Source organism: Agromyces neolithicus (assembly GCF_039529735.1).
Taxonomy (GTDB): domain Bacteria; phylum Actinomycetota; class Actinomycetes; order Actinomycetales; family Microbacteriaceae; genus Agromyces; species Agromyces neolithicus.
In genome coordinates, this window is record NZ_BAAANJ010000004.1 from 219,488 (window position 1) to 241,743 (window position 22,256).

26 protein-coding genes and 1 pseudogene are annotated in these 22,256 nt (G+C 67.3%); 16 read left to right on the plus strand and 11 right to left on the minus strand.

Annotated features, from left to right (window positions below; genetic code table 11):
• Nucleotides 1–53 precede the first annotated feature (53 nt).
• From ABD164_RS06500 to ABD164_RS06510, 3 genes are all read right to left on the minus strand, one after another.
• Nucleotides 54–620, minus strand: a complete 567-nt coding sequence (locus ABD164_RS06500; RefSeq protein ID WP_344294653.1) for a cysteine hydrolase family protein — start codon at nt 618–620, stop codon at nt 54–56.
• Nucleotides 617–2,050, minus strand: coding sequence for a purine-cytosine permease family protein (locus ABD164_RS06505; RefSeq protein ID WP_344294655.1), 1,434 nt, complete (start codon nt 2,048–2,050; stop codon nt 617–619). Before ABD164_RS06505 ends, ABD164_RS06500 begins: the two co-directional genes overlap by 4 nt.
• A 63-nt stretch (nt 2,051–2,113) precedes the next feature.
• The gene (locus tag ABD164_RS06510; protein ID WP_344294657.1) at nt 2,114–3,061 is read right to left on the minus strand and encodes a flavin reductase; all 948 of its coding nucleotides are present in this window, start codon (nt 3,059–3,061) and stop codon (nt 2,114–2,116) included.
• Nucleotides 3,062–3,179: 118 nt separating this feature from the next.
• On the opposite strand from ABD164_RS06510, the gene ABD164_RS06515 reads away from it, so the two are divergent.
• The 7 genes from ABD164_RS06515 (at nt 3,180) to ABD164_RS06545 (ending at nt 8,733) form a co-directional block, all read left to right on the plus strand.
• Nucleotides 3,180–3,887: a GntR family transcriptional regulator gene (locus ABD164_RS06515; RefSeq protein WP_344294659.1), complete on the plus strand. Its 708-nt coding sequence runs from the start codon at nt 3,180–3,182 to the stop codon at nt 3,885–3,887.
• 68 nt (nt 3,888–3,955) lie between these two features.
• Complete coding sequence (locus ABD164_RS06520; RefSeq protein WP_344294662.1) at nt 3,956–4,630, plus strand: amino acid synthesis family protein; 675 nt, start codon at nt 3,956–3,958, stop codon at nt 4,628–4,630.
• Entirely contained in the window at nt 4,627–5,178 is a 552-nt protein-coding gene (locus ABD164_RS06525) for an amino acid synthesis family protein (protein WP_344294664.1), read from the plus strand. The genes ABD164_RS06520 and ABD164_RS06525 overlap by 4 nt, the downstream gene beginning before the upstream one ends.
• 17 nt (nt 5,179–5,195) lie before the next feature.
• A complete protein-coding gene (locus tag ABD164_RS06530; RefSeq protein ID WP_344294665.1) occupies nt 5,196–5,969 on the plus strand; it encodes an alpha/beta fold hydrolase in 774 nt (257 codons plus the stop codon).
• The gene (locus ABD164_RS06535) at nt 5,962–7,443 is read left to right on the plus strand and encodes an aldehyde dehydrogenase (RefSeq protein WP_344294667.1); all 1,482 of its coding nucleotides are present in this window, start codon (nt 5,962–5,964) and stop codon (nt 7,441–7,443) included. The genes ABD164_RS06530 and ABD164_RS06535 overlap by 8 nt, the downstream gene beginning before the upstream one ends.
• Before the next feature lie 15 nt (nt 7,444–7,458).
• On the plus strand, nt 7,459–7,674 hold the full coding sequence (locus ABD164_RS06540; RefSeq protein WP_344294669.1) for a tautomerase family protein: 216 nt from the start codon (nt 7,459–7,461) through the stop codon (nt 7,672–7,674).
• Between the two features lie 12 nt (nt 7,675–7,686).
• The gene (locus ABD164_RS06545; RefSeq protein WP_344294671.1) at nt 7,687–8,733 is read left to right on the plus strand and encodes an LLM class flavin-dependent oxidoreductase; all 1,047 of its coding nucleotides are present in this window, start codon (nt 7,687–7,689) and stop codon (nt 8,731–8,733) included.
• A 236-nt stretch (nt 8,734–8,969) separates the two neighbouring features.
• Here ABD164_RS06545 and ABD164_RS06550 read toward each other — a convergent pair whose 3' ends face one another.
• Nucleotides 8,970–9,554 (minus strand): PadR family transcriptional regulator, encoded by a 585-nt coding sequence (locus ABD164_RS06550; RefSeq protein WP_344294673.1) that lies wholly within the window; start codon nt 9,552–9,554, stop codon nt 8,970–8,972.
• 118 nt (nt 9,555–9,672) lie between these two features.
• Here ABD164_RS06550 and ABD164_RS06555 point away from each other — a divergent pair, with 118 nt between their 5' ends.
• Genes ABD164_RS06555 through ABD164_RS06585 form a run of 7 tightly spaced genes read left to right on the plus strand, consistent with a single transcriptional unit; the run spans nt 9,673 to nt 15,758 of the window.
• Nucleotides 9,673–10,182 carry a flavin reductase family protein gene (locus ABD164_RS06555; protein WP_344295070.1) on the plus strand — a complete coding sequence of 170 codons (510 nt, stop codon included), beginning with the start codon at nt 9,673–9,675 and terminating at the stop codon, nt 10,180–10,182.
• The gene (locus tag ABD164_RS06560) at nt 10,179–10,664 is read left to right on the plus strand and encodes a riboflavin kinase (RefSeq protein WP_344294675.1); all 486 of its coding nucleotides are present in this window, start codon (nt 10,179–10,181) and stop codon (nt 10,662–10,664) included. Before ABD164_RS06555 ends, ABD164_RS06560 begins: the two co-directional genes overlap by 4 nt.
• A 54-nt stretch (nt 10,665–10,718) precedes the next feature.
• Nucleotides 10,719–11,828, plus strand: coding sequence for an ABC transporter substrate-binding protein (locus tag ABD164_RS06565; RefSeq protein WP_344294677.1), 1,110 nt, complete (start codon nt 10,719–10,721; stop codon nt 11,826–11,828).
• Nucleotides 11,828–12,625: an ABC transporter ATP-binding protein gene (locus ABD164_RS06570; protein ID WP_344295072.1), complete on the plus strand. Its 798-nt coding sequence runs from the start codon at nt 11,828–11,830 to the stop codon at nt 12,623–12,625. The genes ABD164_RS06565 and ABD164_RS06570 overlap by 1 nt, the downstream gene beginning before the upstream one ends.
• A complete protein-coding gene (locus ABD164_RS06575) occupies nt 12,618–13,466 on the plus strand; it encodes an ABC transporter permease (protein WP_344294679.1) in 849 nt (282 codons plus the stop codon). The genes ABD164_RS06570 and ABD164_RS06575 overlap by 8 nt, the downstream gene beginning before the upstream one ends.
• Nucleotides 13,467–13,507: 41 nt before the next feature.
• Nucleotides 13,508–14,863, plus strand: coding sequence for an NtaA/DmoA family FMN-dependent monooxygenase (locus tag ABD164_RS06580; protein ID WP_344294681.1), 1,356 nt, complete (start codon nt 13,508–13,510; stop codon nt 14,861–14,863).
• A gap of 4 nt (nt 14,864–14,867) precedes the next feature.
• On the plus strand, nt 14,868–15,758 hold the full coding sequence (locus ABD164_RS06585) for a ribokinase (RefSeq protein WP_344294683.1): 891 nt from the start codon (nt 14,868–14,870) through the stop codon (nt 15,756–15,758).
• 51 nt (nt 15,759–15,809) lie between these two features.
• Here the strand turns inward: ABD164_RS06585 and ABD164_RS06590 are convergent, their stop codons facing one another.
• The 3 genes from ABD164_RS06590 to ABD164_RS06600 form a co-directional block, all read right to left on the minus strand.
• Nucleotides 15,810–17,177, minus strand: a complete 1,368-nt coding sequence (locus ABD164_RS06590) for a class I SAM-dependent methyltransferase (protein WP_344294685.1) — start codon at nt 17,175–17,177, stop codon at nt 15,810–15,812.
• Entirely contained in the window at nt 17,174–18,562 is a 1,389-nt protein-coding gene (locus ABD164_RS06595) for an FAD-binding oxidoreductase (protein ID WP_344294687.1), read from the minus strand. Before ABD164_RS06595 ends, ABD164_RS06590 begins: the two co-directional genes overlap by 4 nt.
• Nucleotides 18,563–18,623: 61 nt before the next feature.
• Nucleotides 18,624–18,827 (minus strand): hypothetical protein, encoded by a 204-nt coding sequence (locus ABD164_RS06600; protein WP_344294689.1) that lies wholly within the window; start codon nt 18,825–18,827, stop codon nt 18,624–18,626.
• Between the two features lie 78 nt (nt 18,828–18,905).
• Here ABD164_RS06600 and ABD164_RS06605 point away from each other — a divergent pair, with 78 nt between their 5' ends.
• Complete coding sequence (locus tag ABD164_RS06605; protein ID WP_425545913.1) at nt 18,906–19,259, plus strand: CHY zinc finger protein; 354 nt, start codon at nt 18,906–18,908, stop codon at nt 19,257–19,259.
• Between the two features lie 28 nt (nt 19,260–19,287).
• Here the strand turns inward: ABD164_RS06605 and ABD164_RS06610 are convergent, their stop codons facing one another.
• From ABD164_RS06610 to ABD164_RS06625, 4 genes and pseudogenes are all read right to left on the minus strand, one after another.
• Entirely contained in the window at nt 19,288–19,782 is a 495-nt protein-coding gene (locus tag ABD164_RS06610) for a bifunctional nuclease family protein (protein WP_344294691.1), read from the minus strand.
• A gap of 106 nt (nt 19,783–19,888) precedes the next feature.
• A pseudogene (locus ABD164_RS06615) lies at nt 19,889–19,966 on the minus strand (DUF779 domain-containing protein); the annotation flags it as partial.
• 3 nt (nt 19,967–19,969) lie between these two features.
• Nucleotides 19,970–20,875, minus strand: a complete 906-nt coding sequence (locus ABD164_RS06620; RefSeq protein WP_344294693.1) for a lytic transglycosylase domain-containing protein — start codon at nt 20,873–20,875, stop codon at nt 19,970–19,972.
• A gap of 141 nt (nt 20,876–21,016) precedes the next feature.
• Nucleotides 21,017–21,418 (minus strand): hypothetical protein, encoded by a 402-nt coding sequence (locus ABD164_RS06625; RefSeq protein WP_344294695.1) that lies wholly within the window; start codon nt 21,416–21,418, stop codon nt 21,017–21,019.
• Between the two features lie 118 nt (nt 21,419–21,536).
• Here ABD164_RS06625 and ABD164_RS06630 point away from each other — a divergent pair, with 118 nt between their 5' ends.
• Nucleotides 21,537–22,223 (plus strand): YdeI/OmpD-associated family protein, encoded by a 687-nt coding sequence (locus ABD164_RS06630; RefSeq protein WP_344294697.1) that lies wholly within the window; start codon nt 21,537–21,539, stop codon nt 22,221–22,223.
• The last annotated feature ends 33 nt before the right edge of the window (nt 22,224–22,256 follow it).

Here is a 22,256-nt window from a genome sequence, read left to right on the forward strand (position 1 = left end):
ACGGATGCCGCTGCCAGCGCCGCGCTCGAGGCGCGGCGCTGGCAGGCCGTACATTACTTGACGATCTCGGTCGTCTCGGCGAGCGTCACCATCGGAGCGAGCATGCCCATGAGTGCCACGGCCTGGTCGTGGGCCTCGGGTGTCGCGCCGCCGCAGGCATCGGTGACGAGGGTGACCTGCTTGCCCGCGTCGACCGCGCCGAGCACGGTCGCGAGCACGCAGCAGTCGGTCGCCACCCCGCAGACGACGATGTGATCGCTGTGCTCGGTCATCTCGGCAAGATCGGGTCCCCACTTCGAGAACGTCGACAGGGTGAGCACGCGGTCGCCGTCGCGCACGGGCAGGGTGAGGTCCCAGACCGGCGAGTCGGGCTCGGCGCGACTGTTCGACCACCGATCGTAGTAGGCGCTCCAGCTGCCGGTCTCGTCGGGGTCGCGCACGAACTTCGTCCAGACGACCGAGTGCGAGAAGTGGTCGGCCAGTCGCACGACGTGCTCGGCAGTGCGGTCGTACGCGGGCACGCTCCACTCGCTCGTCGGCGACCGGAAGATCTCCTGCATGTCGATCACCACGAGGGTGGACGTGCCCGACGACACGGCCGTATCGGACTCGCTCGTCACCGCATGACCTCGACCCGGTCGGGTGCCTGACGCCGCAGCAGCTGCGAGAGCGGCGGCAGCGGGCTCAGCGCCAGGTATGCGACCGCAGCTGCGACGGCACCCGCGAGGTAGGCGGTGTCGCCGAACTGCGCGAACGCGCCGGCGAGGGGGCCGGTGAACAGAGTCGAGTTCCAGAAGAGCGACGAGAACGCACAGCCGACGACCCAGGCGACGAAGCCCCACTCGACGATGCGGCGCGGATCGAACAGCTGGTTGACGGCGACGGGGCCGAGGGGGCGCATGCGCAGGTAGTAATCGAGCAGCAGGATCGTGCTGAACGGAACGACCAGGTACGCGAGGATCAGCAGGAAGTCGTAGAAGGCGCCGTACGGGTTCGTCTGCATCAGCAGGGTCACGCCGAGGCTGACGGCCGCGATGACGAGCACGCCGACTACGCGGTTCACCGGAATCCGGATGGTGAGCAGCGAGAGAGATCCGCCATAGAGGTTCATGGCACTCACCGGCAGGGTCGAGAGCACGACGGTGAGCATGGCGATGGGCGCCCAGTCGCCCGTCAGCTCCGCGAGCGCCGCGATCGCGTCGAGTTCACCCGCGAAGCTCGAGACGAGCACGCCGATGCCGCCGAGCCACATCATCGCGACGAAGGTGCCGCTCGCGGTGTACGCCATGACCTTCGTGTGCGAGGTGTCACGCGGGAGGTAGCGCGAGAAGTCGGATGCGAACGGCGTCCAGGTCATCACGTAGGCGAAGAAGAACCCCGCGAACGTGACCCAGCCGGCGAACTCGCCCATGTAGTAGGGCGCCTCGATGTTCACGCCGATGTTGAAGTCGACCTGCTGCAGCGACAGCACGGTGATGACAGCGAACAGGAGGGTGAGCACGATCGTGGCGATCCGGTTGATCAGGTGGATCAGGTTGTGTCCCCAGATAGCGAAGACGGCCTGCACGGCGAAGATCCCCGTCGCTGCCAACCAGAACGGCACGTCGACCAGCATCTGCAGTGCGATCACGGCGAAGACCGTGTTGACCGCGGTCCAGCCGATCGCCGAGACCACCGTCAACAGCGCGATCGGCACGAAGTTCGCGAAGTAGCCCATGGGCCCACGGCCCTGCACCTGCTGCGGAACGCCGAGCTTGGTGCCGATTCCTGCGAGCAGGCCCATCACGATCGCGCCGAGCAGGGTGCCCGCAGCGACGGCGGTGAGGCCCTGCACGACGGAGAGCCCGAAGAGGGACGAGAAGAAGCCCGACACCAGCACAGCGAGCACCATGTTCGCCGCGAACCAGAGGGTGAACTGGTAGCGCGGCTTGCCGTGCCGCTCGTTGGTCGGGATCTGTTCGGTGGCGAACGGCTCGGTGCGGGTCAGTGAAGCCCCGTACGTCGGCGCGTCGGATGCCACGTCGGTATTTGAGGTCGTCTGCTGCGTCATTGCAACTCCCATTTCATTCGGTGTTCTTGGAAATCGGCTGATTTCGGGGTGGTGTGGTGCGTCTCAGAGTTCGGCAAGTGAGGCGCCGTCGAAGAAGCGGCCCGACTTGTAGACCATCGGGACGAGGTCGGATACCTCTGCGTGAGTCACCTTGGCGATGAACACGGTGTGCGTCTTCGCCTGGAAACGCTCCTTGATCTCGGCCTCGATCGACGCAGACGAGCCGTCGATAAGCGGACTGCCCTGCGGCCCCGCATGCCACTCGACGGCGGCGAACTTGTCGGGAGATCTCGAGGCGAACGTCGCCACGGTTTCGCGCTGCTGGTTGCTGAGGATGTTGATCCCCAGATGCGACGACCGGAACAGTGCGGGATGCGTCGACGACGTCTTCTGCACGCACACCAGCACCAGCGGTGGCTCGATCGAAACCGAGGCGTAGGAGTTGGCCGCGAGCCCGCGCGGCGTTCCGTCGGCGTCGGTGGTGGTGACCACGGTGACGCCGGTGATGAACTGCCGGTTGAATCCCTTGAACGCGTCGTTGTCGAACGCTCCTGAGAGATCGTCCACCTTGAGACCCGAGAGATCGGATTCGAACGCCGAGCGCAGCGAAGGCACTCCAAGATCAGCGAGCAGCTCGCTCTGATCCCAGGTCACCCGTTCAGTCACGATGAGGCCGTCGCGGAAGGTTCCCTGGTTCGATCCACGGGTCTGCACTCGGTTGCCCGTCGCGGGAACTTCACCGAGCGCTTCGGTGAAGGTGCCGGTGGAGCTCCAGAAGATCGCGAAATCGTCGCCATCGACGATCAGCTTGTCGATTGTGGTGCGCAGGTCGGGAAATGCGGCACGCACTTCGAGGATCTCGCGCTTCAGTTCGGCGAGGCCGGTGATGCTACCGGAGCCGGCGCTCTCGCGACGGTACTCGGGGTGCATGACGAGGTCGAGGGCGTCGACCTCCCCGTGATCCCACGCAGCGTCCCATGCGGTCAGGACGGCTTCATTGATTGCTGGCATGCAACAGATAGTAAGTGCACACATGCGACTTGGTCAATACTTCCCGGAAAATCAGCTAATACTCCCGGAAGCCCTAGGTTGCCTTGACACTCTGTTGTATGCAAGTTAGGTTGTTGGCATGCAACAGCCCACTGAAGCACTCCGCCCCGACGATGTGACCGTCGACGAGACCCCGCTGCTCGACCGGCTGCGCAAGCTCGTGCTCAGCGGGGAGTTTCCTCCCGGTGCGCCACTGCCCGAACTCTTCCTCGCACAGGAGTTCAACGTGAGCCGCACCCCCATCAGGGAGGCGCTCAAGCAACTCGAGAACGAGGGGCTTGTCGAGATCAGACCGCGTGTGGGCACCTTCGTACGACAGCCCACCCGCCGTGAGATCGTAGAGCTCTTCGAGCTCAAGGGCGGCCTCGAGGGTCTCGCTGCCGGCCTGTTCGCCCGACGCAGCAGCGGCCCCGAACTCGACGTGCTTCGACGTAACGTCGAGGCATCCGCCGCTGCGGTTCGCCGCGGAGACCGCACGCGCTACGCCGCCCTCGTGCACGAGTTCCACAACGCGCTCATCGCCGGAGCAGACAATCGCAAGCTCTCAGAGCACTATGAGCGACTCATGAATCAGCTCGCCTACCACCGGCTCGTCCTGAAATCGGTTGACCAGCCCGGACGACTGGGCTTCTCGCTGAAAGAGCACGAGAGCATCGTCGCCGCGATCGAAGCACGCGACCATGTCAGCGCCGAGTTCACGATGCGACAGCACGTCGAGGCCTCGAGCGCAACGGTCCTCCGTGCCCTTGCAATCGAAGTCGCCACCGACGTCACGACGGCGTCCTGATACCCCGACCCCGCCATCGCACTCGAAGCCCCGCACTTCGATCCATCTCAACCGAAACGAGCCAGCACATGTCCGCCGTCATCGACGCGACCGCGCGAACGTACGATCTCTCCACCGTCTCCACGCTGAACGACTACTCAGACGTCGCGGCCGCGATCGGCCTGCGCACCATTCTCGTCTCGGTCGAGGAGATGCCCGCGAGCGGGCTTCGTACGCAGCCGATCTTGCGAGCCGCCGCGACGGCCGTCATCCGCAACCCCTGGGTCGGCACCGCGACCGACGCCGATCTCCAGCCCGAGACTGAGCGCATCGCCCCGGTGCTCGCCAAGCTCCTCACCGACCGACTGATCGATGCCCTCGGCGGCGCCGCGAGCATCGAGGCGTTCGGCAAGGCGGCGGTGGTCGGACTGAGCGGCGAGATCGAGCACGCCGGTGCGCTCATTCACACCCCTTACTTCGGCAACCTCATGCGCGAGGCCCTCCAGGGAACCTCGATCCTCTGCTTCGTCGACGACCGCTCGGGCCCCGGCCGGCACCTGCGGGTGCCGCTCTGGCACAAGACCGAGCCGACGACCCGCGACTACTACCAGTCGCTCGACGTCATCCTCCCGGATGCACCGCACCACGACGAGATCGCGGTCATCGCCGCAGCCTCGACCGGGCCCCGCCCGCATGCCCGCATCGGCGATCGCATGACCGACCGCCCCGTGACATCCGAAATCCTGAAGGGAATCGCACTATGAACGTCCGCAAGATCACCACGATCGTCGAGGAGATCGTCACCGAGGGCGGCCAGCCGGTCGAGCCGGTGGCACGCATCGCCGTGGTCGCCGCCGTCATCGACAACCCATGGCACGGCCAGGGCTTCGTCGCGGACCTCGCCGAAGGAATCGACGCGACCGCGTCGGACCTCGGTGGACTGCTCGCTCCTCGGGTCGTTGAAGCGATCGGCGCACCGATCGAGGCCTATGGCAAGGCGGCGGTCGTCGGGCTCGATGGAGAGATCGAGCACGGATCAGCCCTGATCCACACGCTGAAATTCGGAGACCACTTCCGCAATGCGGCCAACGCGACCACCCTGCTGCCCGCGGTCGAGAAGCGTGCCGCTGCCGGCACCACCTTCGACATCCCGCTGAAGCACATTACGGATGCCACCATCCGCTCGCACCACCAGAGTGTCGAAATTCGGGTCGCAGATGCGCCGCATGCCGGCGAGATCCTGATCGCCCTCGCCGCAGCAGCCCAAGGCCGCCCGAAGCAGCGACTCGCAGCGCTGTCGACCGAGCAGTAGACAAGTGACACCGGAACATGGTTGACGAGTCGATTGGAACGAGCAGCCCGAACGGAGCGACATCCGTCGTGCTCCTGCACGGTGTCGGCCTCGACCACACGATGTGGGCTCCGCTGAGCGAGCGGCTGGCACGTCGCACGATCGCGATCGACCTCCCGGGGCACGGGGCACAGCCGCCGCTGCGGGAACCGCAGTCTCTCGCGGGCCTCGCCGACGATGTCCTGCGTCGACTCCCCGACGGCCGCGTGCATCTGGTCGGGTTCTCACTCGGCGCACTCATCGCCCAGCACATCGCCCGCTTCCACTCCGAACGGGTGGCGACGCTCAGTTGCGTGAGCGCGGTGTGTCGTCGCACGCCCGCCGAAACGGCCGCAGTCGAGACCAGGCTCGCCGCCGCCGAAACGCAGTTCGCCGACAGCGTCACGGCGTCGTTGCAGCGCTGGTACCCCGAGGACAGCTCAGTTCCCGCCGAGATCAAGACGGCGACCGAACGGGTGCTGCTGGCGAACGACGTCACGTCCTACCTGCACGCCTACGCCGTCTTCGCGAGCGGCGACCAGGAGATCGCACCCGAGCTCGGTCAGATCACCGTACCCACCCTTGCGATCACGGGCGAACTCGATCCGGGCTCCACGCCCGAGATGTCGCAGCGCCTTGCCGACGAAGTGCCCGATGCGCGCCTCGTCATCGTTCCTGGCGCCCGCCACATGCTGCCGGTTGAGGACGCGTCCGCGCTCGCCGAGGCACTCACGGCCTTCATCGAAGAATCAGAAGGAATCCATCATGACTGAACGACTGAGCCACTTCATCGGTGGCGCACCCGTCGCCCCGAGCAGCGGTGAGCACTTCACGAGTACGAACCCCGCAACCCTCGAGCCTCTCTACGAGGCCGCGCGCGGCAACGACGAAGACGTGCGCCGCGCCGTAGGGGCCGCGAAGGCCGCATTCGAGTCGCCGAGCTGGTCGCGGCTCAGCCCGACCAAGCGGGGTCGGCTGCTGCGCAACCTGGGCGACCTCATCGCCGAGAACGCCGAGGAGCTCGCTCGCTTCGAGAGCCTCGACAACGGCAAGCTGCTGCGCGAGATGCGTGGCCAGCTGACCACCCTCCCCGAGTACTACTACTATTACGGCGGTCTGGCCGACAAGGTGCAGGGCGCCCAGATCCCGACCTCGTCGTTCGAGATGCTCAACTACACCCAGCGCGAACCCCTCGGCGTCGTCGGAGCGATCACCCCGTGGAACTCGCCCCTCACGCTGACGACCTCGAAGATCGCCCCGGCGCTCGCAGCTGGCAACACCGTCGTCATCAAGCCGAGCGAATACACCTCGCGGACCATCCTGCGAGTGGCCGAGCTGGCGATCGAGGCCGGGTTCCCCGACGGTGTGGTGAACGTCGTGACCGGCTTCGGCGCCGAAGCCGGCGCACCGCTGGTGAGCCACCCCGACCTCGCGAAGATCTCGTTCACCGGTTCGACGCAGACCGGTGCGCGCATCGCCGCGGAGGCCGCGCGCCGCTTCATCGGCTGCACGCTGGAACTGGGCGGCAAGAGCCCGAACATCGTCTTCGACGACGCGGATGTCGCGAACGCGGCCATGGGCGTCATCGCCGGCATCTACGCCGCGGCCGGACAGACCTGTATCGCCGGCAGCCGGGTCTTCGCGCACAAGGCGATCTATGACGAGCTTCTCGAACGCGTCACCGAGCGCGCGCGCACGATCCGCATCGGCGACCCACTCGTCGACAGCACCGAGCTCGGACCGCTCGCATTCGCGGATCAGCTTTCGAAGGTCTCGTCGTACGTCGACCTCGGCGTCTCGGAGGGCGCGTCCGTCCGTGTCGGAGGCGGGCGACCCGACATCGACCTCCCCGGCTACTTCTACGCACCGACGGTGCTCACCGATGTCGACAACTCGATGCGCGTGGTGCGCGAGGAGATCTTCGGCCCGGTCGCGGCGATCATGCCGTTCGAGACCGAAGACGAGCTCGTCGCCCTCGCCAACGACACCGAGTACGGTCTCGCCGCCGGCGTGTGGACGCAGAATCTCGCCCGAGCGCACCGCATGGCCCGTCGCCTCGATGCCGGCACGATCTGGGTCAACACGTACCGGGCCATGTCGCCCATGTCGCCCAGACAGGGCTACAAGAACTCGGGCGTCGGCATCGAACATGGACTCGAGTCGATGAACGAGTACACCCGGCTCAAGAGCGTCTGGATCAACACCGATGAAGGGCCGGTCGCCGATCCCTTCGTGATGCGAAGCTGACGGGCGGCGACGAGCATGCCACTCATCGACGTGTCGATCGCCCGCGGGCGCACCCCCGAGCAGCTGCGCGACCTCATCGCCGCGCTGCACCGTGCTGCGGAAGAGTCGACCGGCGCAGCATCCGAGAACATCACCGTCATCGTGCGCGAGGTCGAACGCGAGCACTGGTCACGAACCGACACCACCATCGCGGAGCGCGACGCCGCGGCAACCGCTAGAGAAGACAGGTAACAAAGGAGCACCATGCGATTCTCACTTTTCGTCCACATGGAGCGCTGGGACGACAGCATCTCACCAGAGGAGTCCTTCGAGAACCTCACCGAGCTGACCCTCCTCGCCGAAGCAGGCGGCTTCAGCACGGTCTGGATCGGCGAGCACCACTCGATGGAGTACACCATCTCACCGAGCCCGATGCCGCAGCTCGCCTATCTCGCAGCACGCACCGAGAAGATCCGCCTCGGCGCGGGCACGATCATCGCACCGTTCTGGAACCCCATACGCGCCGCGGGCGAGACTGCCCTGCTCGACGTGATCAGCGGCGGCCGTGCCGAACTGGGCATGGCCCGCGGCGCCTACCAGTTCGAGTTCGACCGCATGGCCGGCGGGCTCCCCGCCACCGATGGGGGCAACCACCTGCGCGAGATCGTGCCGGCCATTCGCAAGCTGTGGGCGGGCGACTACGCGCACAATGGCGAGATCTGGCAGTTCCCGACCTCGACGAGCGTGCCCAAGCCGGTGCAGCAGCCCACCCCGCCGATGTGGATCGCGGCGCGCGACCCCGCATCGCACGACTTCGCCGTCGCAAATGGCTGCAACGTGATGGTCACCCCGCTCATGAAGGGCGACGAAGAGGTCGAGAACCTCGTCGACAAGTTCGAGACGGCGATCGCGAACCACCCCGAGGTCGACCGGCCCGAGCTGATGGTGCTGCGGCACACGTACGTGCACAGCGACGACGACCCCGAGGGCTGGCGGGTCGGCGCTGACGCCATCAACCGCTACTACCGCACATTCGACGCCTGGTTCGGCAACAAGACCACCCCCGTCAACGGGTTCCTCGACCCGAGCCCCGAAGAGAAGTTCGCCGAGCGCCCCGAGTTCACCCCCGAGAGCCTGCACGGCACCGCGATGGTCGGCACCCCCGCCGAGGTCATCGAGCGGCTGCGCCACTACGAGTCGCTGGGCGTCGACGAGTTCAGCTTCTGGAGCGACAACAGCCTCACGCACGAGCAGAAGAAGCGCTCGCTCGAACTGTTCATCGAGCACGTCGTGCCGGCGTTCACGGAGTGACCCGGTACGCGAACTGGGCCGTTGTTGACACCACTCGCACAGCGGCCTGCAGGTGTGCTGAGCGGCGGAGAGCGTCAGATGCTCGCCATCGCGCACTGCCAATTCCACGCCCTCGTGCGAGCCGCGCTCATGGGCACGGTGGTGCACTCCGCCTACTGGCGCGGGATCGGTCGCGCGTGGTGCTCGCAGCGAGCCTCCAAGTCGGCTCTCGGCGAGGAGTGTTCGCTGGCGCGTTGTCAGGCGTGGGAGTTGGTCGCGAGCACCTGTTCCTCGCGTGCGGGGGCGGTGGGTGTCTCGCCGGAGAAGACGTACTCACCGGCGCGGAGGCGCCCGATGAGGGCGTTGACCCATTGCTTCTCGGCGAGGAGGCGCGCGGTGGACAGGTCGAAGATCTCCCGGACGTATCGCGGAGTGCTCTCCGACCGGAGGGTGTCCTCCACGTTGAATCCGTTCTCGGCGATGATCGCGTCGCTCTTGATGAGCCGGTGCTCGAGGCCGGCGATCACCTCCTGTCGGCTGAGCACGAACATGAAGGAGGCGACCGTCATGACCGATTGCGTGTCGAAGCGCGCGACGTTCCAGAGGTTTTCGCGCAGCATCCGCTGCAGTTCCACTTCGCCGGAGGGCGTGATGCTGTAGGTGGTGCGCGCAGGCCGTTTGCCCTCGCTCTCCGTGCTGCCTTCGGTGATATAGCCGTCGGCGGCGAGCGTACGCAGCGCGTTGTAGATGGAGCCTTGCTGGATGTTGGCCCACTCGTCGACGTTCCACGTCATCAGCTCACGGCGGAGGAAGTAGCCGTGCACGGGCTGGAACTGCCGCACGGCTCCGAGGACGAGAAGGCGTGTGGTCGACATGTGATTCATCGTAGCGGACTATTCATTGCTTGCATGGTCAATTCGGACTAACCTAGGCTTAGTCAATGTTGACGAAAGGGAAGTCATGAGTACAGCTTCAGTAGAGACTCTGTCGCAGGACCGCGCACTGCGCCGCGCCTTCTCGGTGTATCCGACTGGTGTCGTCGCTCTCGGGGCGCAGGTCGACGGAAAGGTTGCCGGCATGGCCGTCAACTCGTTCACCTCGATCTCCCTGGAGCCTGCACTGGTCGCTGTGAGCGTTGCGCGCACGTCGCGAACCTGGCCACTGCTGGCGTCGGTGCCGGAGCTGGGGATGAGTGTGCTGGCCTCGCATCACGAGGCGCTGAGCCGAAGTCTCTCGGCGCGGGAGGGTGACCGCTTCGACGGGCATGAATGGCGGGAGACGGTGAACGGCGCGGTCCTGATCGAAGGCGCAGCGCTGTGGCTGACCTGCACCCCGCGCAGCGTCTTCGACGGCGGCGATCACGAGATCGCGCTCTTCGAGATCAAGGACATCACGCTCTTCGACGATGTCGAGCCCCTGATCTTCCACCAGAGCCGGTACCGTTCGATCTCGACGGATGTCGCGGTGTGAGCCGTCATCCCGATGTCGGGCACCTCACCGGCGTCGTCGTCCACGGCGATTCGCGTGGGCGCGTCCTCGGCTTTCCGACCGCCAATCTCCTGCTCGATGCCGGGGAGTTGCCCGATGACGGCATCTACGCCGCGCTCACCCTGGTGCGGGGCTTGCCCTACGTGTTCACATCGACCGTGAGCGTCGGAACGAACCCCACCTTTCCGGGGCGGCGGGCGCGTCGGGTCGAGGTGCATCTCCACGACCTGGAGATCGACCTCTACGGGCGACGGCTCGACGTCGAGCTCGTCGAATTCATCCGCCCCACGCTCGCGTTCGACGACGTGGAACGGCTGTGCGCGCAATCGCGCGAGGACGTTCGCATCTCCGAGCGGATCCTGCGGGCCGGCGAATGGCCGTCATTCGCCGGGTTCGATCAGAACGCCCACGCCAACGCGGCGCGAAGTAGTTTGAATAATCGCCGCTTGTGTAATCAAGATTGACCATCTAACATTGCCGATGCCATCAACGATGAACGGCACAGAAAGGAAATTCCCATGGATGCATTCTTCGCACGGAAGACTCGGATCCGGGTCGCCGCCGCACTGACCGGCGCGTTCGCAACCACTCTCGCGCTCGCGGCCTGCTCCGCGCCGGCCGCCGCCCCCAGTGCCGCCAACGCGGCTGCGGCGGTCGACAGCGAGACATGCAAGCGCAATCAGGATGTCGGAACGATCACTTATATCTCCGGCTACGGCTATTCCGCCAGCGCCGGTCAGATCGACGTCTTCCTCGCTGAGGAGCTGGGCTACTTCGACGAGCTGTGCCTCGACGTTGAGATCAACGCGTCGGGAGCGAACGGGCAGCAGCTGGTCGCCTCCGGCCAGGCGCAGTTCACCGCGCTCGGCTCCGCGTCGGATGTCATGCTTGCTGCTGCCAACAGCCGCAACCTCACGGCCGTCGCGACCTATGGCACGGAGTCGCCATTCTCGATCTTCACGAACGAGAAGATCGAGAGCCTGGACGACCTCGACGGCGAGTCGCTTGGGTACTTCATCAACCTCACCCCGATCGCCTCGGCGATGCTCGACAACGCCGGCGTCGACGCGTCGAAGGTCGAGATGGTCAAGATGACCAACTACGACCCCACCGTCGTGGTCCGCGAGCAGGTGGACGCCATCGTCGGGTACGCCTCCAACCAGCCGCAGTCGCTGCGCGCGCAGAACCAGCCATTCAACGAGTTCCTCCCGAGCGACCTCGGCGTCGAGGGCACCTACAACGTCATGGAGGCGAACTCGCAGTTCCTCGCCGAGCACCGTGAGGTCGCCGGTGACTTCATGCGTGCGAGCCTCAAGGCGCTGCAGTACTGCCTCGACGAGTCCGACGCGTGCATCGACACGCTCGCCGAACTCGCCGTCGACAACAACCAGGGCGCCGCGTTCCCGCGCGAGCAGCTCGCCCGTACGTGGGAGGTCGAGTCCGCATGGGTGCGCGAAAGCGCCGGCGGCAACCCCGGTGTGCAGACCGAGGCGATGTGGGAGCCCGAGTACGCACTCGTCAAGAAGTACGGGAACGTGGGCGAGCTCCCCGCGATCGCGGACATGATGGACTCCGACCTCGTCGCGGACCTGTACGACGGCGACGCTCTCGTCTGGCCGGCAGCATGATGGCCGTGGCACAGGGCGCAGGCGTCGAGATCCGCAACGTCTCGAAGTCGTTCGGCCCGTCGGGCTCCCAGGTCACTGTTCTCGACGGCGTGAGCCTGACGATCGGCATGGGCGAGTTCGTCTCGGTCATCGGTCCGAGCGGATGCGGCAAGTCCACACTGCTCAAGGTCACTGCCGGACTCATCGACGCCGACTTGGGAACTGTCACGATCGACGGCGAGAGCGTCACCGCCGCGTCACGCGACAAGAAGATCGGGCTCGTGCCGCAGTCGCCGGCGCTCCTGCCCTGGCGGACGGTGCTCGACAACGTGCAACTGCCGTTGGCCGTGAACAAGAAGGCGAACAGCGACCGCATCCTGCGTGACGCGAAGGAGCTGCTCTCGACCTTCGGCCTCGGGAATGCGATGTCGAAGTATCCCGGTCAGCTCTCCGGCGGAATGCAGCAGCGTGCCGCGATCGCGCGTGCGTTCGTGTTCGACCCGGCCATCATGCTGATGGACGAGCCGTTCTCGGCGCTCGACGAGATGAACCGGGACCTCCAGCGCATGGCCCTGCTCGACTTCTGGCAGTCGAACCGAAAGGCCGTCATGTTCGTCACCCACTCGGTGCCTGAAGCGATCATGCTCTCGGACCGCATCGTGGTGATGGCCGCGCACCCCGGCCGGATCGCCCAGATCATCGACGTCGATCTGCCGCGACCGCGAACTGCAGATGCCTACGCCACCGACGAGTTCCGCGATCTCGAGGCCGTCGTGCGCACGGCGCTGCACACACAGATGGAGGACGCCCATGTCTGAACTGACCGTCCAGGACTCGACCGCCGCCTTCGCCGCAGTCCGTGGCGAGCGGGGGCGTCGATCGAGGGTGCCGGCGTGGCTGCGCTGGGGCACGTGGGTGCCGACACTGATCACCTTCGTGATCGCCGCGGCCCTGTGGCAGCTCCTGGCCATCGCGAACCCCTACGTGATCCCGACGCTCGACGCGATCGCGCTGAGCCTCATCCAGAACCCCGAAATGTACTGGTCGAACTCATTGACCACGCTGCTCGAGGTCGTCGTTGGCGCCGCCACCGGCATCCTCGCCGGCTTCCTGCTGGCCGTGATCATGTCGGAGTTCCAGATCATCGAGCGCGCGGTGATGCCGCTCGTGGTGATCGTGATGGTCACCCCGATCGTCGCGATCGCACCCGCGCTCGTGGTGGCGTTCGGATTCGGGATGGTGCCGAAGTTCATCGTCACTGGCCTGGTCGTGTTCTTCCCCATGCTCGTGAACTCACTGGCCGGCCTCCGCGACGTCGACCAACGTGCGCTCGACGTGTTCAAGACCCTGCACGCGAGCCGGTGGGAGACCTTCCGGGAGCTGCGATTCCCGGGCAGCATGCCCTACGTGTTCGCTGGGCTGCGGATCGCGCTCCCGCTGGCGGTCGTCGGAGCCGCGGTGGCCGAGTTCGTCGCCGCCGGCCAGCAGGCGGGCCTCGGCTCGCTTGTCACCACCTCGGCCGCGCAGGCGAACCTCCCCGTCACCTGGGCGAGCATCGCCCTGCTGTGCCTGCTCGGGGTGCTCCTCATCGCTGTTCTCGCCCTCGTGCGCAAGCGCGTCCTGTGGTGGAGCGACGACCAGATCACTGCGCGCGGCTGAACCGCGCGAACGAACGAAACCCTCAGAAAGCAGGCAAGACAATGGTCAAGCAGATGCGCCTCGGCCTCTTCGAGAACGCGCAGGCCAACGACTCTGGCACGGCGACCTGGCGTCACCCCGACAACAAGCGGTACCTCTTCGACAAGCTCGACTACTGGCGCGACACCGCTCGCATGGTCGAAGACGCCGGCTTCGACTTCATGTTCCTCGCAGACGCATGGGGCTGGGCCGACGTCGCCGGCGAGCGCCCGGACGTCGCCTCCGCCGAGGGCCTCGACCTGCCCAGGCTCGACCCGGCGATCGTCCTCGGCGCACTCATCCCCGAGACCAGCCGGCTGGGCCTGGTCGCGACCGGCTCCACGCTGCTCGAACCGCCGTACGCGTTCGCCCGGCGCATGGCGACGCTCGACATCCTCTCGGGCGGTCGCATCGGATGGAACGTCGTGACGACGGGCACCGCCGACACGGCGGTGCAGGGCTTCGGCGTACCGATGGTCGGCCACGACGAGCGCTACCTCATGGCGGACGACTTCATGCAGGTCGTCTACAAGCTCTGGGAGCAGGCGTGGGAGGAAGACGCCCTCGAACGCGACAAGAACGGACGCTTCGCCGACCCGGCGAAGGTGCACCGCATCGAGCACGAAGGCCCATACTTCCGATCGCGCGGCTACGGCAACACCGCGCGATCACCGCAGGGCACGCCCGTCCTCTTCCAGGCGGGCGCCTCTCCCGCCGGTCGGACTTTCGGCGGCAAGCACGGCGAGGCGATCTTCGTGGGCAGCGGCCCCGTCGAACAACTGCGCGCACTCTCGGCCTCGATCCGCGGGGAAGCCGTCAAGAATGGCCGAGCCGCCGACGAAGTCAAGATCATGGCGGCCATCTCCGCCGTCGTCGGCAGCACTGAGGAGGAGGCGCAGCGCAAGTACGCCTCCGTCGCAGCGGCGCAGAACCCCGATGTCACCATCGCGTCCTACGCATGGTTCACGGGCCTGAACCTCGCGGCCTACGATCGCGACACCCCCATGACGGAGCTGAAGACCGAGCTGTCGCAGACCCAAGTCGCCCGGTTCGCCGGCAAGACCGTCGGCGACGTGCTCGACGACTGGCACGCGCACGGTGTCGGCGCACGGCCATTCATCGGAACCCCTGAGCAGATCGCCGATCAGATGTGCAAACTCGTCGAGGGAGCCGACCTCGACGGATTCCTCTTCTCGCCCGTGATCCCGCCCGCGTCGACCGCGGACTTCATCGAACTCGTCCTGCCCATCCTCAAGGACCGCGGCGCGATCGCCCCGCACCCCGCGCAGCCGCAAACCCTCCGCGAACGTCTGATGGGCGCGTCCAGCCCGGCGCTCGCCGAGTCGCACACCGCGTCCGGGTACCGCCGGAAGAGCTGACGGGATGTCGACTCCGGCCGATGTCGTCGTCGTCGGCAGTGCGAACCTCGATCTCGTGATCGAGGTCTCGCGCCTGCCGCGAACCGGCGAGACGATCCTCGGTGACGCCGTGGGCCGATTCGCCGGAGGCAAGGGCCTGAACCAGGCCCTCGCCTCCGCCCGCACCGGGGGACGCACCCGCTTCTGCGCGTGCGTCGGTGACGACCCCGCGGGCGACTTCCTGCAAGACCTGCTCATCGCGGGCGGTGTCGCCGGGGCGATGCTCCGCACCGACACCGCCCCGACCGGCACGGCACATGTCTTCACCCTGCACGACTCGGACAACAGCATTGTCGTGGCATCAGGCGCGAACGGCACGTTGAGTGCGGAGGATGTCACATCCGCAGTCTCCGGCGCTCGCGTCGTGCTCGCGCAACTGGAAGTCCCCCTCCCGAGCGTCGCGGCAGGGCTGAGTGCCGCACGCGCGGCGGGCGCGCTCACACTTCTCAATGCGGCCCCGGCCCACCCCGACGCGCTCGCGCTCCTCACCGACGTCGACGTGCTGATCGTCAATGAGACCGAGAGCGACGAACTGGGCGGAATCGAGCGGCTGCAGGCCGCCGGGGCGGCGGCGGTTGTTCGCACACTGGGCGGCGACGGCGTCGAGGTCCACCGCGCGGGACGGCCGCCCGTGTTCGTCGAGGCCTTCCGCGTCGACGTAGTCGACACGACCGGCGCGGGCGATGCTTTCTGCGGTGCGCTCGCCGCCGCTCTTGCCTCCGGGGCCGTTCTGGAGGAGGCCGTCGTCCGCGGCGCCGCAGCCGGCGCCATCGTGGCCGGGAGCCTCGGTGCCAACACCGGAGCCCTGACGCCCGACGCGGTCGACGCGCTGATGAGCGCTGGGCAGCCATGGTGATTTCGAACAGCGCGAGCTCGAACAGCAATTGCTATCACTGAACGCCGCAGGCTACGGCGTCCACCACGGCCGCAGCGGCAGGTCGCCGTCACCGTTACGACTGCCGTCGCCGGGCTTCACCGCCAACACCTGGTGCAGCTGAATGCCGCCCGACTCGAACGCGAGCCGCGAGCCGGCCATGTACAGGCCCCACACCTTCGCGGTGGGCAGCCCGACCTCGGCGACCGCTTCGTCCCAGTGCTCCACGAGGTTGGCGCACCAGTCGCGCAGGGTCAGCGCATAGTGGCGCCGCAGGTTCTCCTCGTGCAGCACCTCGAGGCCCACGTTCTGCGCTTCGGTGATGATGCGGCCCGAGCCGGTGAGCTCGCCGTCGGGAAAGACGTAGCGGTCGATGAACCCGCGCGTCGACGGCGTGCTCGTGTTGTCGGGGCGGGTGATGCAGTGGTTCAGCAGCAGCCCGCCGGGGCGCAGCCTCGACTGCAGGAACCTGAAGTACGAGGGGTAGTTGCGCACCCCGATGTGCTCGAGCAGGCCGATCGACGACACCGCGTCGAAGCCCGACTCGGCGATGTCGCGGTAGTCGCCGAAGCGCACCTCGGCCAGGTCGGTGAGGCCTTCTTCGGCGATGGCCCGCTGCGCCCACGAGGTCTGCTCGCGAGACAGCGTCACGCCCGTGGCGCGCACACCGCGGCGCGCGGCGTAGCGCACCATTCCGCCCCAGCCGCAGCCGACGTCGAGCAATCGGTCGCCCGGCCGCAGCCGCAGCTTCTCGAACACCAGGCGGTACTTGTTCTCCTGTGCCTCGTCGAGCGATGCCTCGAGGCCCGGGTAGCACGCGCACGTGTAGGTCATCGACGGCCCGAGCACCCACTCGTAGAAGGTGTTCGACACGTCGTAGTGGTGGTGTATCGCCTCGGCGTCGCGCGATTTGCTGTGCCGAAGTCCGTCGGCGACGCGACGCCACCGCGGCGGCACCTCCTGCGGCGGCGGCGCGATCGGCCGCAGGTGCTCGACCCCGATCGAACGCACGACCTGGGCCATCACCCGCGGCGACGGCATCGTGAACACCAGTTCGTCGGCGAGCGCCTTGAGCAGTTCGTAGGGGTCGCCGGGGTGCACGCCGTGGATCTCGAGGTCGCCGGCGATGTAGGCGCGCGCCAAGCCGAGGTCGCCCCGCGCGGTGGCGAGGTAGGTCGTGCCCCGCGGCGACTTCAGCTCGATGCCGAGCGCGGCGTCGGCGGGCCCAGCTGAGCTGCCGTCGTAGGCGGTGAATCGCAGCGGCAGTCGCCCACCGGCGAACAGCTCGAGCACCTCGGCGAGGGTGAGCTTGCCTGCCGCCTCGTGCCCGGCAGGGTCATCCGTCGGCTTCGGATCTTGCGGCGCAGCCGTCTCGGGCCGCTGTCCCTTGATCGTGGTCATCGTCGTTGTACCGCCTTCGCATAGAGGTCGAGCAGACGTGAATCGGGGTCGTACCGCGCCTTCGCAGACCGGTAGGCGTCGCCGCCGTAGAGCGCGTCGAACTCCTCGCGGCTGTAGAACGCGTCGGAGTACAGCGACTTGTGCCCGTCAAGCTGGGCGACCTCGCGTTCGATGCGCCGGTTCGTCTCACCCTCGGTCGCCCCGACCGGCACCGTCGACCAGAAGCCCACGTTCACGTAGGTGCGCCGCGGCCGCAGGGGGTAGAGCGGCCAGCCGGCATCGTCGCGCAGGCGCAGCGGGCACAGCCAGATCGGCTCGATCGGCACGTTGCCGAGGAACCACTCGAGAAACTCCTCGCAGCGCCCGATCGGCACCTCGATGTCTTGGATGACGCGCTCGCGCGGCGGCCGGCCCTTGAGCTTCTCGAGGCGGTTGCCGATGTCGAACCGCCGCTCGAGGCGCATGAGCTTCGAATACGAGCTGCTGCGCCGATAGCGCCGCGGCCAGAACCGGCGAACGAGCGGATGCTGCGCCCCGAACGCCCCCGAACACCAGAACCAGTCCGTGTCCCAGCGCCAGAGGTAGTCGTGGATGGTCAGGCGGTCGTGCTTGGCGCCCTCGGCGTGCTGGATCGAGCGGTAGAAGATCTGCTGCCCGGTGTAGTCGCTGACCGGCCCGGGATCTGCCGTCTGCCTGCCGACGCACAGGTAGCTCTCATCGGCGCTGAACACGACGCCGTCGAGGTAGTCGACGCGCTCCCCGTCGAGGCTGCCGGTCTCGACGATGCGGTGCATCGCGTCGACGAGGTCGGCGAGCGCATGGAACCGCAGGTGGGTGAGCGCGACGAACGGATGCACCGGCTCGAGCTCGATGCGCAGGCGCACCGCGTAGCCCAGGGTTCCGTATGAGTTCGGGAAGGCACGGAACAGGTCGGCGTGCTCGCTGTGCTCGTCGCGCGACGCGGTCAGCACCTCACCGGCTCCCGTCAGGATGTCCATCTCGAGCACCGACTCGTGCGGCATGCCGTTGCGGAACGAGGTCGACTCGATGCCGAGCCCCGTGACCGCACCGCCGAGGGTGATGGTCTTCAGCTGCGGCACCACGAGCGGCGCCAACCCATGGGGCAGCGTCGCGGCGACGAGGTCCTCGTACGTGCACATGCCGGCGACGTCGGCCGTGCGTGCTTCGGCGTCGACCGCGATGACGTGCGTCAGCCCCGACGTGTCGAGGCCTGCGGCGTCGGCCGTCGCTCGCGTTCGGAACAGGTTCGACGTCGGCTTGGCGAGCCGAACCGGCGCCGTCGAGGGAACCGTCAGATAGCTCTCGAGAAGGCGCTCCACGCCGACGGCGTGAGCGGCCCGTGCGTCGGCTCGAGTGACGGACACGCTTCCAAGCTAGTCCGCAGCCGCACCTGGCGCGACCGCTCAACCTGGGATCACGTGCCCCCTAATGCTTCTTGTGTGCGGCATCCCCGGGGTGCCAGGCGCCGGGCTTGTGCGCCTTGGCTGCCTCGTGCGCTTCGTGCACGGCATCAGACGCGGCGCTCATGTCGTGGTCGTGCTCTTTCGCGTGCTTCTCGGCGCGCTTCTCTTTGAGCGTCCTTGTTGCCGGCTTCTTGATGTGATGGTCGTGCGGCGACTTGTCAGGCATGATCTCTCCCCAACAACCCACTGTACGCGCCACTACGGCAGCTCGACCGGTTCGCGCCGCAATGGAATGATGGTCAACGTGCCCGAATCCGACCACCGCGAGCCCCGAGCATCGCCGCTCGTGCTCGGCCCGGTGGTCGACGAGATGACGCGTTGCGTGCACTACCGCACCGAGGTCGACATCGTCGCGATCAAGTTCGCGTGCTGCAACGAGTACTACCCGTGCCACCTCTGCCATGAGGAGACCGCCGGCCACGTCGCCACGCAGTGGAAGCACAGCGAACGGGACCAGGAGGCCGTTCTCTGCGGCGCATGCAGCATCGAGCTCACGATCGCGTCATACCTCGCAACGAACGAGTGTCCGAGCTGCCGTGCTCCGTTCAACGAGCGCTGCCGCTTGCACGCGCATCTCTACTTCGAAACCGCAGACTGACGCCCCGGAGCGGGCAGCTGAGATTCGGTCAGCCCTGGAAGTCCTCGGGGTCGACCTCGTCGAGGAAGTGCTTGAACTCGTCGAGCTTCTCTTCGTCGTCGCGCAGGTCGGCCATCTCTGCGGGGATGCCCGCATCGTCGAGCACCTCGTCGGCGACGAAGATCGGCGCCTCGGCCCGCACTGCGAGCGCGACGGCGTCGGACGGGCGGGCATCGAGCACCTGCGGGCCTGTGGGTGTCGTGAGGGTGAGCTCGGCGTAGAAGGTGCCCTCGTCGATGCGGGTCACCTCGACCCGCTCGACCTTGGCTCCGACCGCGCCGAACAGTGTCGTGATGAGGTCGTGCGACAGCGGGCGCGGCGCGTGCTCGCCCTCGATCGCGATCAGGATCGAGGTCGCCTCCTGGCCACCGATCCAGATCGGCAGTACGCGCCCGGCACCTTCGTCGTCGCCGACCGGCTTGAGCAGCACGATGTGCTGCCCGGCAGGATCGAGCGCTATGCCGAGGACGCGGACTTCGATCATGACGCCTCCCGTCGAACGATGAGCGATCGGGCGTGACACTGCCATGGTACGACCGGCAGTCTCTTGCCGCCTTGGAGCGGGAGAGCTGTGGGTCGAACCACGTGGTTCAGGTCGGCACCAGACGGGACCGGATGAGGAACCGCTGTCCTTCGGGCGCTTCGATCGAGAACCCGCTGCCGCGGCCGGACTACACGGCAGCCGCCGCGTATTCGATCGCGACGGCCGCGACCTTGTCGACGTAGTCGTTGTCGTGGTTGTACGAGTACACCGCCGCCCGCCACCCCTCGGGAGTGGTCATCGACCCCGAGGCGCAGAGGTACGCCGCCGCGGCGTGTGCGGCGTCGTCGATCTGGTTCGGGTCGGCGACGCCGTCGCCGTTCGCGTCGCTGCCCCACTTGCTCCAGGTCGACGGGATGAACTGCATCGGACCGACGGCTCGGTCCCATGTGGCGTCGCCGTCGAGCAGGCCGCCGTCGGTGTCCCTGATCGTCGCCACGCCGTTGCCGTCGAGCGCTCGGCCGACGATCGCCGGATCGGGGTACCCGTCGGCGCCGAGCTCGGACGCGCCGTGGTTGCCGTGGTCGGACTCGATCGAACCGATGGCCGCGATCGTGGTCCAGTCGATGCCGCACTTCGGCTGCTCTTCGGCGATCGCGACGTGTGCGAGCGCATATGCCGACAGGGCGCGCTCGGGAATGCCCGTGGCCGCGGCCATCTGAGAGATCCACGTGCGATCGACCTGCGGCAACGGCACCACGATCGACTCCGACACCTCCGCGGGCGGCGGCGCCTGCGTGGCGTCGACATCGTCGGCCGGCTCGGCCGGATCGGCATGATCGGTCGGTTGGGTCACGGGCGGAAGAGCGACTCGCGGCCCGTCGGCGACCGGTGAACCGAACCCGTCGGGATTGACGGCGAGCCCGGCGAAGTTCACGCCGACGACCACTCCGACGATCAACGCGATCACGCCGACGACGAGACCGGCATACCCGGCCACTCGACGCACGAATCGCCAACCCGAGACGCGCCCACTGCCTCGGGCTCGACGACCGTCGCCGTACTCGTCGGCAGAGAAATCATCGTCCCAGGACATCGTTGAGCCGCTCCGTTCGGGCATTGGTGCGAAAGTCGCCCGCCCGGGCGGACGTGCTGGCTCATGAGAGTTTGCGCGTGCCGGCCCGGCCCCTACAGCCTAGCCACTGCGTCGTGAACCGCCTACCCGCCGGCGCCAGACTCATGGGCCGACAAGCGACTCGAACGGCGCGATCGCGACGATGCCCTCGACCTGGCGGGCGAGGTGGGCGTCGAGGGTGACGAAGGCGTCGGCCTGCAGCTTGGCGACGGCGACGAACTCGGCATGAGCCGTGTCATCCCAATCGAACTGTTCGGCGATCTGCCAGGCGACCGCACGCGAGACCCGGTCGCCCAAGAGCCGCACGCGCAACGTCGTGAGCCGGTCGAGCTGCTCGCGAGCCTCGCGCTGCGTGAGCCGACCCTGTCGTGCATCACGGTAGACGTGCGACAGCACCTGCGAGCGCAGCACGTTCGGCGCGACCAACTGGTGCTCGTCAGACACCACGATTCCCTCGCGCACCAGCCGCAGCGCCGTGAGGGTGTCGATCGCGAATCGGGTCATCGTCGCACGTCTCCTTGCTCGGCACTGTTGCGCGGTCACAGTCTGCGCTGAACCCTACTCCGGCCGATCCACCGCCGGCTCGCGCCGCGATGTCGGTGTGCGCTGGCAGACTCGGGCCATGACCGCGACGATCGGCACCCCGGGTGGCACGCCCGAGCGCCCCGCCCTGTTCTTCTCGGGGCCCGACGAGTTTCGCGCCTGGCTCGAGGCCAACCACGACGCCGCGACCGAGTTGTGGATGGGCCTCTACAAGAAGCACGTCCCCGACGGCGGGCTGACGTGGCAACAGGCGGTGCCCGAAGCTCTGTGCTTCGGGTGGATCGACTCGGTGAGCCAGCGCATCGACGACGACGCGCGCCGCCAACGGTGGAGTCCGCGCAAGCCCTCGAGCATCTGGTCGAGCGTGAACATCGCCCTCGTCGAGCAGCTCACCGCCGAGGGGCGCATGCACCCCGCCGGAATCGCCGCGTTCGAGCGCCGGCGAGAAGACCGATCCGGCGTGTATTCCCACGAGAACCCCGAGGCGCACTTGCCTCCCGAGGCGGCAGCACGGTTGGCATCAGATGCCGCGGCCTCGGCCTTCTGGCAGGCGGCAACGGCCACCTACCGGCGTCAGGTCACCCACTGGGTGCTCTCGGCCAAGCAAGAGGCCACCCGTGAACGGCGCCTGGCGCAGGTCATCGAAGACAGCGCGGCCGGTCGGCTCGTGTCGTTTCAGCGCTACGGCGAAACGCCCAAGTGGGTCGAGCGCGCCGCTGCCGCGGCGCGCGAAGCGGCATCCGAATCGCGGCGGCAACGCGACTGAGCGTCAGCCCGCCGCGGCAGAGCGAAGCGGCGG

Bases quoted from the DNA above. Each gene is read 5' to 3' on its own strand.
- ABD164_RS06505 (WP_344294655.1), bottom strand. From the start codon at position 2,050: ATGACGCAGCAGACGACCTCAAATACCGACGTGGCATCCGACGCGCCG.
- ABD164_RS06510 (WP_344294657.1), bottom strand. From the start codon at position 3,061: ATGCCAGCAATCAATGAAGCCGTCCTGACCGCATGGGACGCTGCGTGG.
- ABD164_RS06515 (WP_344294659.1), top strand. From the start codon at position 3,180: ATGCAACAGCCCACTGAAGCACTCCGCCCCGACGATGTGACCGTCGAC.
- ABD164_RS06520 (WP_344294662.1), top strand. From the start codon at position 3,956: ATGTCCGCCGTCATCGACGCGACCGCGCGAACGTACGATCTCTCCACC.
- ABD164_RS06525 (WP_344294664.1), top strand. From the start codon at position 4,627: ATGAACGTCCGCAAGATCACCACGATCGTCGAGGAGATCGTCACCGAG.
- ABD164_RS06530 (WP_344294665.1), top strand. From the start codon at position 5,196: ATGGTTGACGAGTCGATTGGAACGAGCAGCCCGAACGGAGCGACATCC.
- ABD164_RS06535 (WP_344294667.1), top strand. From the start codon at position 5,962: ATGACTGAACGACTGAGCCACTTCATCGGTGGCGCACCCGTCGCCCCG.
- ABD164_RS06540 (WP_344294669.1), top strand. From the start codon at position 7,459: ATGCCACTCATCGACGTGTCGATCGCCCGCGGGCGCACCCCCGAGCAG.
- ABD164_RS06545 (WP_344294671.1), top strand. From the start codon at position 7,687: ATGCGATTCTCACTTTTCGTCCACATGGAGCGCTGGGACGACAGCATC.
- ABD164_RS06555 (WP_344295070.1), top strand. From the start codon at position 9,673: ATGAGTACAGCTTCAGTAGAGACTCTGTCGCAGGACCGCGCACTGCGC.
- ABD164_RS06565 (WP_344294677.1), top strand. From the start codon at position 10,719: ATGGATGCATTCTTCGCACGGAAGACTCGGATCCGGGTCGCCGCCGCA.
- ABD164_RS06570 (WP_344295072.1), top strand. From the start codon at position 11,828: ATGGCCGTGGCACAGGGCGCAGGCGTCGAGATCCGCAACGTCTCGAAG.
- ABD164_RS06575 (WP_344294679.1), top strand. From the start codon at position 12,618: ATGTCTGAACTGACCGTCCAGGACTCGACCGCCGCCTTCGCCGCAGTC.
- ABD164_RS06580 (WP_344294681.1), top strand. From the start codon at position 13,508: ATGGTCAAGCAGATGCGCCTCGGCCTCTTCGAGAACGCGCAGGCCAAC.
- ABD164_RS06585 (WP_344294683.1), top strand. From the start codon at position 14,868: ATGTCGACTCCGGCCGATGTCGTCGTCGTCGGCAGTGCGAACCTCGAT.
- ABD164_RS06590 (WP_344294685.1), bottom strand. From the start codon at position 17,177: ATGACCACGATCAAGGGACAGCGGCCCGAGACGGCTGCGCCGCAAGAT.
- ABD164_RS06600 (WP_344294689.1), bottom strand. From the start codon at position 18,827: ATGCCTGACAAGTCGCCGCACGACCATCACATCAAGAAGCCGGCAACA.
- ABD164_RS06610 (WP_344294691.1), bottom strand. From the start codon at position 19,782: ATGATCGAAGTCCGCGTCCTCGGCATAGCGCTCGATCCTGCCGGGCAG.
- ABD164_RS06620 (WP_344294693.1), bottom strand. From the start codon at position 20,875: ATGTCCTGGGACGATGATTTCTCTGCCGACGAGTACGGCGACGGTCGT.
- ABD164_RS06625 (WP_344294695.1), bottom strand. From the start codon at position 21,418: ATGACCCGATTCGCGATCGACACCCTCACGGCGCTGCGGCTGGTGCGC.
- ABD164_RS06630 (WP_344294697.1), top strand. From the start codon at position 21,537: ATGACCGCGACGATCGGCACCCCGGGTGGCACGCCCGAGCGCCCCGCC.